Origin of the sequence: Labedella populi (assembly GCF_004078655.1) — a bacterium.
GTDB lineage: Bacteria > Actinomycetota > Actinomycetes > Actinomycetales > Microbacteriaceae > Labedella > Labedella populi.
The window spans coordinates 56,378-69,198 of the sequence record NZ_RZNC01000003.1 but is presented as its reverse complement, the minus strand read 5'-3'; the positions used below and the strand labels follow the sequence as shown (position 1 = coordinate 69,198).

The 12,821-nt window shown below is 70.0% G+C and carries 12 protein-coding genes; 1 reads left to right on the top strand and 11 read right to left on the bottom strand.

Going from position 1 to position 12,821, the window contains the following annotated elements:
• Window positions 1–21: 21 nt before the first annotated feature.
• The 7 genes from rpmF to ELQ92_RS08800 are packed head-to-tail and all read right to left on the bottom strand — an operon-like array spanning window position 22 to window position 8,127.
• Complete coding sequence (rpmF, locus tag ELQ92_RS08830) at window positions 22–225, bottom strand: 50S ribosomal protein L32 (RefSeq protein WP_106564619.1); 204 nt, start codon at window positions 223–225, stop codon at window positions 22–24.
• Window positions 226–228: 3 nt separating this feature from the next.
• The gene (locus tag ELQ92_RS08825; RefSeq protein ID WP_424979932.1) at window positions 229–789 is read right to left on the bottom strand and encodes a YceD family protein; all 561 of its coding nucleotides are present in this window, start codon (window positions 787–789) and stop codon (window positions 229–231) included.
• A 37-nt stretch (window positions 790–826) separates the two neighbouring features.
• Window positions 827–3,109, bottom strand: a complete 2,283-nt coding sequence (locus ELQ92_RS08820) for a transglutaminase TgpA family protein (protein WP_128498635.1) — start codon at window positions 3,107–3,109, stop codon at window positions 827–829.
• Window positions 3,110–4,387: a DUF58 domain-containing protein gene (locus ELQ92_RS08815; protein WP_128498634.1), complete on the bottom strand. Its 1,278-nt coding sequence runs from the start codon at window positions 4,385–4,387 to the stop codon at window positions 3,110–3,112.
• A gap of 2 nt (window positions 4,388–4,389) precedes the next feature.
• Entirely contained in the window at window positions 4,390–5,415 is a 1,026-nt protein-coding gene (locus ELQ92_RS08810) for an AAA family ATPase (RefSeq protein ID WP_128498633.1), read from the bottom strand.
• Window positions 5,412–5,897: a pantetheine-phosphate adenylyltransferase gene (gene coaD, locus ELQ92_RS08805; RefSeq protein WP_128498632.1), complete on the bottom strand. Its 486-nt coding sequence runs from the start codon at window positions 5,895–5,897 to the stop codon at window positions 5,412–5,414. Before coaD ends, ELQ92_RS08810 begins: the two co-directional genes overlap by 4 nt.
• Window positions 5,898–5,949: 52 nt before the next feature.
• Complete coding sequence (locus ELQ92_RS08800) at window positions 5,950–8,127, bottom strand: ATP-dependent DNA helicase RecG (protein ID WP_128498631.1); 2,178 nt, start codon at window positions 8,125–8,127, stop codon at window positions 5,950–5,952.
• 80 nt (window positions 8,128–8,207) lie between these two features.
• Between ELQ92_RS08800 and rsmD the strand changes: the two genes are divergently transcribed.
• Window positions 8,208–8,834: a 16S rRNA (guanine(966)-N(2))-methyltransferase RsmD gene (rsmD, locus tag ELQ92_RS08795; protein ID WP_128498630.1), complete on the top strand. Its 627-nt coding sequence runs from the start codon at window positions 8,208–8,210 to the stop codon at window positions 8,832–8,834.
• Window positions 8,835–8,860: 26 nt separating this feature from the next.
• Here rsmD and thiL read toward each other — a convergent pair whose 3' ends face one another.
• From thiL to ELQ92_RS08775, 4 genes are read right to left on the bottom strand one after another with little or no spacing between them, the layout of a single operon-like run.
• A complete protein-coding gene (gene thiL / locus ELQ92_RS08790; RefSeq protein ID WP_128498629.1) occupies window positions 8,861–9,859 on the bottom strand; it encodes a thiamine-phosphate kinase in 999 nt (332 codons plus the stop codon).
• Window positions 9,859–10,956 carry a D-alanine--D-alanine ligase family protein gene (locus tag ELQ92_RS08785; RefSeq protein ID WP_128498628.1) on the bottom strand — a complete coding sequence of 366 codons (1,098 nt, stop codon included), beginning with the start codon at window positions 10,954–10,956 and terminating at the stop codon, window positions 9,859–9,861. The genes thiL and ELQ92_RS08785 overlap by 1 nt, the downstream gene beginning before the upstream one ends.
• The gene (locus ELQ92_RS08780) at window positions 10,853–11,980 is read right to left on the bottom strand and encodes an NAD(P)H-dependent glycerol-3-phosphate dehydrogenase (protein WP_128498627.1); all 1,128 of its coding nucleotides are present in this window, start codon (window positions 11,978–11,980) and stop codon (window positions 10,853–10,855) included. The genes ELQ92_RS08785 and ELQ92_RS08780 overlap by 104 nt, the downstream gene beginning before the upstream one ends.
• The gene (locus tag ELQ92_RS08775) at window positions 11,970–12,743 is read right to left on the bottom strand and encodes a lysophospholipid acyltransferase family protein (RefSeq protein WP_243694948.1); all 774 of its coding nucleotides are present in this window, start codon (window positions 12,741–12,743) and stop codon (window positions 11,970–11,972) included. The genes ELQ92_RS08780 and ELQ92_RS08775 overlap by 11 nt, the downstream gene beginning before the upstream one ends.
• Window positions 12,744–12,821 lie beyond the last annotated feature (78 nt).

Genomic DNA, 12,821 nt, shown 5'->3' with positions numbered 1-12,821 from the left:
CTGATCGGCTGGAGGCCGGAATCAGACGTCGGCGACCTTGCGGCCCTTGTACTCGAGGAAGAGCGGGGTGCCGGCGGAGTCCTCGACGACCTTTGCGCGGTGCGGGAGGCTGTAGGTGACCTTGCCGTTCTCGACCGTCTTCACGAGCGTGGGGACCTCGGCCTTCCACTGCGACCGACGGGCGTGCGTGTTCGCTCGGGATTGCTTCCGCTTGGGAACAGCCATGATTCAACCTTCTTCTTTGTCTGCAGCATCCGATGTTCCGGAGCCTGGTCTGGGGGCGAAACCCGCGAGCGCAGCCCATCGAGGATCGGATGCTTCACGGGATTCCGGTTCCGGTCGTCTCTCCAGGCGCTCGCCGGTCTCGGGGTCGAGACCAGGGCAATCCGGAGTGCACACCGGCTGAAACGGCAGTGACAACACCACTGCATCTCTGACGAGAGATTCAAGATCGACATGATCGTAGAGAACCTCGTACTCAGACGCTTCCGAACCAGCGTACGCGAAAAGCTCCTGAATCTCGACTTCGACAGGCTGGGAGATCTCGCGGAGGCAGCGTCCACACTCCCCGTCGGCCGTCGTGTCCACTTCGGCCGTCACGAGGATCCCCTCGTGCACGGACTCGAGACGGATCTCGGCGTGCATCGGGACGCCCTCTCTCACCGCGACGAGTCCCTCGCCGAGTCGCGCGGGGACGTCGAAGTCGTAGGAGTGCTCGCGCATCTCTCCCGGGCGGTTGATGAGGTCTCTGACCCCGATGGTGTACGGGGTCTTCTGCAGTCCAGTCACCCACTGATTCTACCGCCGGCCGTCCGAACGGGGTCCGTCAGCCGGTGCGCGCAGGGCGAACGTCCGCCGCACTGCGGCGAGTGAGGACGGACGCCGGTGCGAGCGCCGCGCGGATCCGGCTGACGACGGGCACCGACGCCGCCAGGGCCTCGACCACTCGGTCGACGTCCTGCCGCAGCCGGCGGGCGTCCGCAGTGGGACCGAGATCATGCGCGTAGCGCTCCCTTTCGCGTGCCGCGAGCACACGGTCGAGAGCGTCGGCGGACGACGGGTCGAGCAGAGAGAGCCTGCGGAGCCGGCTCGCGAGGTCCCGCTCCGTGTCGCCCTCCCTCACCTCGAAGCCGAGATCCGTCGCCGAGTCAACGATCTCGTCCCACGCGTCACGAGCGGTCGCCCCACGGGGCGCCCTCCAGCGCCGCCGACGGCGCAGCGACCGCACGGCCGCCGGCGACAGGAGGACCCCGACCACCACGAGGAGGAGCACGAGTGCCACTCCCCCGGTCTGGAGGCCTGAGGGCTCGTCGCGCGCGACGGCCCCGGCCTCGACCGCGGACTCGTCCGAGGCCGTCGGTGTGGGCGTGGCGCTCGGCGCGCGGCTCACGGTCGACTCGGGCACCTCGTCGGTGCCCGAGTCGTTCGAGGCATCGATGGCGTACGCGGGGACCGAGCCGCGTCCGGGGGTCGGCTCGAAGGGCACCCAACCCACTCCCGCGAAGTACAGTTCAGGCCAGGAGTGCAGGTCGTTGCTCCCCACGCGGTAGGCGACGAAGCCGTCGTCGGAGCCGACCCGGTCGCCGGGCAGGTAGCCGAGGGACACGCGGGCGGGGATGCCCGCCATTCGGGAGAGGATCGCCATCGCCGACGCGAAGTGGACGCAGTAACCGCTCCGGGCCTCGAGGAACTGGGCGATCGCCTCGAACCCGTCCCCGTTGTAACCGTCATCGATGGGCGTCGAGACGGAGTAGGCGAACTCCGTCCTGAGGTACTCCTGAATGGCGTACGCGGCGTCGTACCTCGTAGCGGACCCGGCCGTCACCTCGTCGAAGACACGGCTGACCGTTTCGGGGACGTCGTCCGGGAGGTCGAGGAAAGGCGCCACCGCGTCCGGGACGTCGTCGGGCGCGGCACGCAGCAGATCGGCGGTCGGCTCGATGACCAAGGCGGTGACGGAGTACTCCTGCCCCTCCACCGACGACGAACCGCTCGACACGGTGAGCCCGTCGGTGTCCCATTCCCACTCGCCGCGGAGGCCGGCGACCGCGACGGAGGGGAACGGGACCGGGAGGAGGTCCCCGACGAGCCCGGTGATCTCGACGTCGACCGTCGCCTCCTCGATCGCCACCCCGCTCGTGAGCCCCGGGACGGCGAGCCTCTCGCCGTCCGTCTGTGCGACCGTCGGGTGCTCACCGCTCGCGGACCACTGGGCGCCCTCGAAACGGTCGAGCGTCAGCAACCGGAGGTACTGGCGCGACGTGGAGGTCGTCCGGTAGGCGAAGTGCGGCGTGTTGCCCGGGCGGAGCAGATCCCGTCCGAGGTCGGCGAGAGCGCTGACCCCGGAACCGAAGGACGATCGGCCGTCCGGCTGCACGACGCTGCGGGTGGAGAAACCGGGGACAAGCGTTCCGACCACGATCGTGACCGCCACGGCGGCAGCCCCGACCGCGAGTGCACCCACTCGTGACGAGGAACGCGCGGAACGCGACGAGGCCGCCGGTCGGTCCGACCGCAAGACGAACAGGAAGGCGACCGCCGTGGCCAGGTAGGCCACCATGTCGAGGGAACCCGTGAAGATCGAGGGCGGAACCAGCATCCCGAGGGCGAAGAGGCCGGTGAACGCCGGAGACCGCAACGAGACCGCGAGGACGTCTGCGAGGACGGCGACGGCTCCGGTCCCGACGGCCAGAAGGAACAGCAGTGGCGTGACCGGGTCGACGGGCACGCTCTGCACGTAGATCGACTGCCCGGCGGCGATCGCCAGTTCCTGGACGGCGGCGACGGTGTCGACCGTCGGCACGATGCCGAGGATCGCGGAATCCGGTACGAACAGCACGACGAGGACGAGTACCCACGTCACCGCCCCGACGACCGATCCCAGCCATGGGGCGCCGCCGAGTGAACGAACGACTCCGGCCGGGACGAGCACGCTCGCGATGGCGACGCCCGCCGTGATCCACCAGCCGGATCCCTCGACGACCGCCGCGAGCGGGATCAGGGAGGCCAGCAGCAGGATCGAGAGGGCGAGCGACGTCGACCAACGACCGCCACGGGCGGGCTCGTCGCCCTTATCCGCACGGTTCCACCCACCGGTGGCCTCGTCCATTCAGATCACCCCCTCCGGCCGGCCCCGATCGACGAGCATCGTGTCGTTCCAGATCTCCTCCACGGGTCGCTCCGGGTCGACGACTCCGACGATCCACCCCGCCGAGCGCAAGAGTTCGGCCCCGTCGACCGACGCGGTTCCCGGCGGCACGAAGGCGATCGCGGGGTCTGCGAGCCGCGCGAGAGGGACGAGCCGACGCACCGTCGCGATGCCTGCGTCGGCGAGCAGGACGACGAACGGTACCGCTCCGCCGGCCCGATCGAGCACGTCCCGGCTCACCGCGGCGATCCCGGGATCGTCGTCCGCCGGCCCGGTCGGAGAGACGAGGGCGAGGCGACGGAGGACGTCGGCCGCGTGCGCCGGTTCGAATCGTTCGGCGGCGGCCGCTTCTCTCGGTGTCGATTCGACGAGCGTGAGGCGGAAGCCGTCGTCGAGGACGTGCGCCGAGATGGACGCCGCCAGATCCACCATCTGCTCGAAGACCGTTGGGGTCGGTGCCGGGGACCCGTCGAGCGACGCCCCGGTGTCGAGCAGGAGCACGACGGCCGGATCCACCTCTTGCTCCTCCTGACGGACCATGAGCTCGCCGCGACGCGCCGTGGCGCGCCAGTGAATGCGGCGCATCGGGTCGCCCGAACGGTACTCGCGGGCGATGAGTTCGTCGATGCGCGGGTGACTCGACATCCGGTGTTCGTGACGAGTGCCCTCGCCGCTCGCCCGGACGAGGTCCGAGCGCACGAGCGGAGACACCCGGGGCGTCACCATGACGGCGTTGCGTCCGTCGGACGACCGGTCGGCCTCGACGAGTCCGAACGGGTCGGCCTGCGTGACGACGAGCGGACCGAGCACGAACTCCCCCCGCCGCCGGGGACGCACGGAGTAGACGGAGCGGACGACACCGGCGTCGCTCGCCCGAGCCGGATCCGAGTTCGGACCGGTCGGTGTCGCTCCGAAGGACTCCGGGACGACATCGCGCCAGCGCGAGATGGACGGTTCCCACGAGTCCGTCCCGACCGTGAGCACGACGTCGACGTCTTCACCGACGGCGAGCAAGTCGGACGGCAGCCGCCGGGAGACCACGAGGCGAGGTCGACGCAATCCGACGAACACGCCGGCGACGGCGAGGAGGGTCACGAGGAAGACGGCCACCACGAAGCCCTCGCGCCGGTCGGACACCACGGCCGCTGCAAAGACGAGCAAGGCCACGACGACGATCGCCCATCCCCTCGGAGTGAGCCGCCACGACCGCGATGGTGTCACGACGGATCGGCCGAGCATGGTCAGTGCCGTGCCGGAGCGATCGCGGGAACGGGCGTCGCCGACACGACGTCGTCGAGCAGGTCGGAGATCAGCGCCTCCGAGTCCCCGGAGTGTCCGAGGGCACGGCTCGTGGCCACGAGCCGGTGACCGAACACCGGTCGCACGAGCCGATCGACGTGGTCCGGGAGCACGAACTCGTAGCCGTCGATGACGGCGAGGGCACGAGCGGCGCGCACGAGTTGCAGGGTCGAACGCGGACTCGCGCCGAGGCGGAGATCGGGATGGGAGCGCGTGGCGCGCGCGATCTCGACCGCGTAGTGCGTGACCGCCGGCGAGACGTAAACCGATCCCACCGCGTCGATCATCGCGACGAGTTCGTCGTTCGTCACGACGGCCGTGATCGTGTCGAGCGGATTCGCCGACTCGCGCCGCGTCAGCATCGACACCTCCGCGTCCGCCGACGGATACCCCATGGAGATGCGCGCCATGAAGCGGTCGCGCTGCGCCTCGGGGAGGGCGTACGTCCCCTCCATCTCGATGGGGTTCTGCGTCGCGACGACGGTGAACGGCTTCGCGAGGGGGTATGTCGTCCCATCGACCGTGACCTGCCGCTCCTCCATGCTCTCGAGCAGCGCCGACTGGGTCTTGGGAGAGGCGCGGTTGATCTCGTCGCCGATGACGATGTTCGCGAAGATCGGTCCGGGCGAGAACTCGAAACGCCGCTCCACCTGGTTGTACACCGAGACGCCTGTGACGTCGGACGGGAGCAGGTCCGGAGTGAACTGGATGCGATTGACACGACTGCCGACCGTCGTGCCGAGAGCCCGGGCGAGCATCGTCTTGCCGACGCCCGGCACGTCCTCGAGGAGGAGGTGACCACCGGCCAGCACGACCGTGAGCGCCATCTGGACGGCGTCTGGCTTTCCGGAGATGACGCTCTCCATCGTGCGGGTGATCCGGCTCGCGAGCACGTGCACCTCGTCGAACGTGAGCGCGCGCGGTGCGTCGGTCCTCGGTTCTCGCCGGTGCGTGCTCGTGTCGGTCATGACCGCTGGATCCGCTTCGCGACGGCCGACGGGACGTACGGCGACACGTCTCCGCCGAGCGCCGCGACCTGTCGGACGAGCGAACTCGACACGTGGCCGTGGGCAGGGTCCGGCAACAGGAAGACCGTCTCGACTCCCGCGAGGTTGCGGTTGACGATGGCCATGGGCGTCTCGTACGCGACGTCCACTTGCGAGCGGATCCCCTTCACGAGGACCTGTGCTCCCACGTCCGTGCAGTAGTCGACGAGCAGCCCCATACTCCAGGAGGCGACGACGATGTTCCCGGGGAAGCCCGCGTCGACGATCGACTGCTCGAGCAACGAGACGCGTTGCGCGATCGGGAGCATCGCCTCCTTGTCGGGGTTGTGCACGACGACGACGTGCAGTTCGTCCCAGAGTCCGGCCGCACGCTCGATCACGTCGAGGTGGCCGAGGGTCACCGGGTCGAAGGACCCGGGAATGACGGCGATCCTGTCAACCATTGGGCCAGCTTATCCGGCGCGGCGCGTCGGCGAGAGTGAGGCGACGACTCTTTCAGTTCTTCGCCAGGGCGGCCCGGGTCTCGTCGTCGAGCCGACGGTCGAGGGCCGCGCGCAGCGCGGGATGCCGCTCGAGCCGCTGGTCGTCCCGGAGCACGCCGAGGGCGGCCTCACGCGCGCTCTCGATGACGTCGGAATCGGAGACGACCCGGAGGAGCTTGAGCGACGAACGACCACCGGACTGGGCGCTCCCGAGCACGTCCCCCTCCCGTCGCAACTCGAGGTCGACCTGAGCCAACTCGAAGCCGTCGAGGGTCGCGGCGACGGCCTCGACGCGGTCGCGCGCGATGGTCTGTTCCGGCGCGTGAGTCACGAGCAGGCAGAGGCCGGGAAGACCACCACGTCCGACTCGACCGCGCAACTGATGCAATTGCGAGACACCGAACCGGTCGGCGTCGAGAACGACCATCATGGAGGCGCCGGGGACGTCGACACCCACCTCGATGACGGTCGTCGCGACGAGGACGTCGATTTCGCCCGCGGCGAAGCCCCGCATCACGCGGTCCTTCTCCTCCGAGGACATCCGGCCGTGCAACGGTTCGATGGTGCGACCGGCGAGGGCCGGGTGGCTTCGGAGGTCGCCGAGCACCTCGGCGACCGTCGCGATGGGCGGCCGGTCGCGCGCCTCGGACTCGGCGGGCGGCGCACCCTCGGCGCCGTCCTCGGCGGCCGACTGCTCGCCCGGCTCGATCGCCGGGCAGACCACGAACGCTTGACGCCCGGCCGCGAGTTCCTCGGACAATCGTTCCCAGGCGCGGCGGATCCAGAGCGGCTTCTCTGCGAGCGGGACCACGAACGACTCGATGGGCTGTCGGCCGGCCGGGAGCTGACGCAGCGCGCTCACGTCGAGGTCGCCGAACACCGTCATGGCGACGGTGCGCGGGATCGGCGTCGCCGTGAGGACGAGGACGTGCGGCGGCACGGTGCCCTTCCGCCGCAGCGCCTCACGCTGCTCGACGCCGAAACGGTGCTGCTCGTCGACGACGACGAGGCCGAGGTCGTAGAACTCGACGCCGGTCGAGAGGAGGGCGTGTGTCCCGACGACGATGCGCGCCTGACCGCTCACGATCCGCAACAGCGCGCGACGTCGCTCCGGTGCCGGGAGTTGGCCGGTGAGCAGCACGGGGGCGAGTTCCGCCGACAGGTCCGGCCCGAGGGCCGCGACGATCGATCGCAGGTGCTGAGCCGCGAGGACCTCGGTCGGCGCGAGGAGAGCCGACTGGCCACCGGATTCCGCGACGGCGAGCATCGCCCGTAGCGCGACGAGGGTCTTGCCCGACCCGACTTCACCCTGGACGAGCCGGTTCATCGGGGTCCCCGACGCGAGCTCGGCGGCGACCTCCTCGCCGACGGTGCGCTGGTCGCCGGTGAGCGAGAACGGCAGCGTCGCGTCGAGCCTCTCGAGCAGCCCGCCCGGCCGAGCCTCTCGCACCGTCGCGTGCTCCGCGCGCTCCGAGAGTCGGCGTTCGAGCAGACCGGCCTGCAGGACGAATGCCTCGTGGAACCGGAGCGTGTCGCGCGCTTGGCGCCAGTGCGCATCATCCGTCGGCCGGTGAATCTTCTCGAGCGCCTCGCGGAAGCCGATGAGGTTCTCCTCCTCGGCGACGGATTCGGGAACCGGGTCGTCGACCTCGCCGAGTCCGTCGAGGACGAGGGCGATCGACTTCTGGATGACCCAGCTCGTGAGCGCCGCGGTCGCCGGGTAAATGGGAATGGGCGTCTCGGCCCAGATCTTCGGCGAGATACCCGTGGGCGCGTCGGGTTCGAACAGCTCGTAGGTGGGGTGGGCGAGTTGATTGTGCCCCTTGTAGGAACTGATCTTCCCGGCGAAGACACCGCCACGGCCCGGAGTGAGCTCGTTGGCGCGCCAGGACTGGTTGAAGAACGTGAGGGTGAGGGCGCCGTTGCCGTCGGAGATGAGCACCTCGAGGATCGAGCCGCGTCGCGCTCGCATGGATCGCTCGGTGACCTGGACGACTTGCGCGACGATCGTGACGTTCTCGTCCATGGGAAGCTCCGACAGGACGGTGAGGTCCCCGCGTCGGGCGTAGCGCCGCGGGTAGTGCGCGAGCAGGTCGCCCACCGTCGAGAAACCGAACGATCGGGAGAAGACCCCGGCCGTTTTCGCTCCGAGAACACGGTCGAGGCGGTCGTCGAGTCCGAGCGCGTTCATGCCCCGATTCTAGGCCGGACGACCGACACTCCCGGCGTCGTCGTCGCGATACACGGCACCCCGCCCGATACGCTCGTGGAGTGACGAGGATCATCGCGGGACGCGCACGATCAGCGCGACTAGCCGTGCCGCGAACAGGCACACGGCCCACGAGCGAGCGCGTACGCGAGGCGATCTTCTCCTCCCTCGATTCGTGGGACGCGGTCGCCGGAGCGCGGGTCCTCGACCTCTACGCCGGTTCGGGCGCCCTCGGCCTCGAAGCCGCCTCCCGCGGCGCAGCCTCGGTGGTCCTGGTCGAGCGGAACACGAAAGCCGCGGCGCTCTGCCGCGCGAACGCGGACGTCGTCCGCCGTGCCCTGGGCGTGAAAGGGGAGGGCCTTCCCGTCACGGTCGCCCCGCACTCGGTGCGTTCCTACCTCTCGACCGCCGGTGATGCGGTGGACCTCGTCCTCATCGATCCTCCCTACGACCTCGGCGACGACGATCTCGCGCAGGACCTCGACGCCGTCTCCCGCCTCGTGAGCCCCGACGCGGTGATCGTGGTCGAGCGCAGCACGCGGTCACCGGAACCGCGGTGGCCGAGCGGCGTCGAACCGCTGCGGAGCAGGGACTACGGCGAAACCCGCGTCTGGTTCGCGTCCCCCGAAACCGAGGAGACGGTCGCCGAGGACGACGCCCCGACGATCACCGGGTCCACGGAGACCTGAGGGCGCGTGCCGCCGGCGCATCCGCGTCAGCCGATCGCGCCGTCCCAACCCGAATAGGGGTCCCAGCCGCGCGGATCGAGCGGTTCCCCGTCCCTCAGGACGGCACCGACGGGCGAAGCGACGACCTCACCGATGCGGCGGAATCCTCCCGGGAGGATCGTCCCGGGCGGGAAGGTCGCGAGCAGCGAGTGGTCCTCTCCCCCGCCGATGGCGAGAACCGGGTCGGGTCCGAGGGCGTCGAGATCGAGGTCGATCCCGACGCCGCTCGCCGTCGCCAGTCGCGAGGCGTCGAGGCCCAGCCCGTCCGACAGGTCGAGCATCGCGGTGGCTCCGGCGGCGGCCGCGAGCACGCCGTCGCCGATCGGCGGCCGGGGCGCGAATTGCGCCGACACGACGTCGCCGTCCCGCTCCCGGAGCGCCGCCGCGCGGCCGGCATCCGGGCGACCGTCGTCGTCGACGCCCTTCGAGAAGAGCAGGCGCAGACCGGCGGCGGCGCGACCGAGGTCCCCTGACACCGCGACGACATCGCCCACGCGGGCACCCGAGCGGAGCACCGGCGGTCGGCCGTCGAGATCGCCGAACGCCGTCACCGCGATCGTGAACGTGTCTGACACGGAGAGGTCCCCGCCGACGACGCCGCAACCGGGCGCGAGCGACTCGCACGCGTCCCGCAGTCCCACGGCGAACTGCTCGAGTGCCTCGACCGGGAGCGAGGGAGTCGCCGCGATCGCGACGACGAGGGCGGTCGGACGCGCTCCCATGGCTGCGACGTCGGACAGATTGGTGGCCGCGGCCTTCCAGCCGAGCTCCCACGGCGTCGACCAGGCGAGGCGGAAGTCCGGACCGTGCACCATGAGGTCGGTCGTCACCACGAATCGGCCGTCCGTCGTTCCCACGACGGCCGCGTCATCACCCGGTCCCGTCGTCGCGGCGGCGGCGGCGGGCAGGAGCGGGAGTATCCGGGCGAGCAGCTCCGCCTCGCCGATCTCCGACACGAGGGGACCGCCGCTTCGGGGATCCGGCATCAGCGCGGCCCGCGTGCCGACCCGATCTCGAGCAGCTCCGTGATGAGGTCGGGGTAGGCGAGGCCCGATGCGAGCCAGCACTTCGGGAACATCGAGATCGGGGTGAAGCCCGGGAGGGTGTTGAGTTCGTTGACGACGAACCCCTCCTCGGTGAGGAAGAAGTCGACCCGAGCCAGACCCTCGGCGCCGACGGCCGCGAAGACCTCGCGGGCGATCCTCGCCATCTCGTCGAGCTCGTCGTCCGTGAGTGCGGCCGGGCACACGAGGTCGATCCCCGGCGCGTCGAGGTACTTCGCGTCGAAGTCGTAGAAGCCTCGCCCGGACACGACGATCTCCCCCGCCACCGAGGTCCGGGGAGCGGAGCCGTCCCGCCCCTCGAGGACGGCGATCTCGACCTCGCGACCGATGACCGTCGACTCGATGAGCACCCTGTCGTCGTGGAGGAGCGCATCCCCGATGGCACCGAGCAACCCGTCGGGCGATTCGACCCTCGACACGCCGACGCTCGAGCCGGCGCGCGCCGGCTTCACGAACACGGGGTAGCCGAGGTCCTCAGCGCTCCGGAGCGCCGTGTCCGGGTCGGCCCGGAAAGCGGCGGCCGACACCGTCGCCCACGGTGCCACGGCGATCCCCGCATGCTGCAGCACGGTCTTCGTGAAGTGCTTGTCCATGGACACCGACGAGGCGAGAACGCCCGATCCCACGTACGGAAGACCGACGAGCTCGAACAGTCCCTGGACCGTTCCGTCTTCGCCGTAGCGACCGTGCAGGATCGGGAAGACGACGTCGACGACCCCGAGCGACTCGACCCGGCCGTCTGCATGGGCGACGGAGAGCTCCCGTGTCGACGCGTCGTCGGGCCAGCGGACGCGGGACCCGTTGTCGACGACCATCGGCAACCGTTCGGGGTCGAGACCGAACCTCGCGGGGTCGTCCTCCTCGAGCACGAAGGCGCCCTCGCGAGTGATCCCGACGGGAACGACCTCGAAGAGGTCACGGTCGATCGCCGACAGCACTCCCCCGGCCGTTGCGCAACTGATCGAATGCTCGCTTGAACGTCCGCCGAAGAGGACCACCACTCGTCGTTTCGCTGTCATCGCTTGTCCTCTCGCCTTGCGGCTCGTCACTGTCGGTCGTCAAATGGGGCGCGATGTCCTTCGGATCGAGCGTGCCGTCGAGCACTTGCTTGACCTGCTGCACGATCGGCATCTCGACCCCGATCTCGCGCGCCAGCTCGAGGACCGGGGCGACGGAGGCGAGGCCCTCCGCCGTCTGCTGCATCTGCTTCACCACGGCGCCGAAGCTATAGCCCTGGCCGAGGAGCCGGCCCGCCGTGTTGTTGCGGGAGAGAGGCGATTGGCACGTCGCGATGAGGTCGCCGAGCCCCGCGAGCCCCGAGAGCGTCTCGGCCTTCGCGCCTCGAGCGACCGCGAAGTCCGTCATCTCGACGAGTCCCCGCGTGATGATCGACGCCTTGGTGTTCTCACCGTAGCCGACACCGTCGACGATACCGATCGCGACCGCGATCAGGTTCTTCAGCACCCCGCCGAACTCGGTGCCGATGACGTCCGTGTTGACGAACGTGCGGAAGTACGAGTTCCGCGCGAGCATCGCGACCGCTTGAGCCGTCTCGAGACGGCTCGACGAGACGACGGCGGCCGTCGGCTGTTCTCGAGCGATCTCGAGCGCCAGGTTCGGGCCTGACGCCACGGCGACGCGACCGGGGTCGATCTCGAGGCTCTCGACGATCACCTCGCTCATCCGCAGCCCCGTGCCCTTCTCGACGCCCTTCATGAGCGAGACCACGATCGCGTCGGCACCGAGCAGCGGTCGGATCGCGAGCAGATTCTCGCGGAGGGTCTGGCTCGGCACCGCGACGAACACCTGGGAGGCGCCCGCGAGGGCCGCGCGGAGATCCGAGGTCGCCGAGAGGTTCTGCGGCAGGGTGACGCCGGGCAGGTAATCGCTGTTCCGGTGCGACCGCGAGATCTCGCGCGCCACCTCCTCGCGCCGCGCCCACATCGTGACGGACGCCCCGCCATCGGCGAGGATCTTCCCGAAGGTGGTCCCCCAGCTCCCCGTCCCGATGACGGCGACCCTGGCCTGTTGTCTACGACTCAAAACGTCCCGTCTCGCTCTGCCCGCGCTTCGACGGGTCCCATCGCGTCTCGGGGGCCCTCTCGCCCCGGAGCTCCTCCAACTCGCGCGTGATCGCCGTCATGACGACCTCGGTCGCGGCCGCGAGTGTCGCGCCGTCGAGAGGGTGCCCCTCGAAAGCCGTCAGATCGACGGCGTCGCCGAAACGCACACGCACTTTCTTCGGAGGGAAGAACGAGATCTTCTTCGAGTACCGCGCCATGATCCGCTGCGTGCCCCAGTGCGCGGCCGGGACGATCGGGATCCCGTGCTGGAGCGCGAGCCGCACCGCCCCCGTCTTGCCGCGCATCGGCCAGAACGCGGGGTCCCGCGTGAGCGTGCCCTCCGGGTAGACGACGAGGACCTGTTCGCGCTCCGCGACCCGGGCGGCTGCGGCGATCGGGTCCTTGTTCCGCGTCGACCCCGACCGTTCCACGGGGATCTGTCCGGAGGAACGCAGCATCCAGCCCAGCACCTTCACGTCGAAGAGCGACGACTTGGCGAGGAACCGGGGCGCCCGCCCCAGCTTCCACGCGGCGAGCCCGATGACGACCGGGTCGATTTCGGAGTAGTGGTTCGGGGCGATGATGACGGGACCGAATCGGGGCAGCTTCTCGCCGTTCTCGATCCGGATCGACATCATCAGGCGACTCAGCGGGAGGGCGACACCCGCGAGGAACCAGAAGAACGACGGTCTCGACTTCTCGGGATTGGAACGACGGGCGCGACGCGCGGGACTCAGAGACACGGCACCATTATCCGCTGCTCGGTCGCGGTCAACGCTCCGACCGCCCCGTGTCGGTTGCCCGTCTCGCTCGCCCATCCC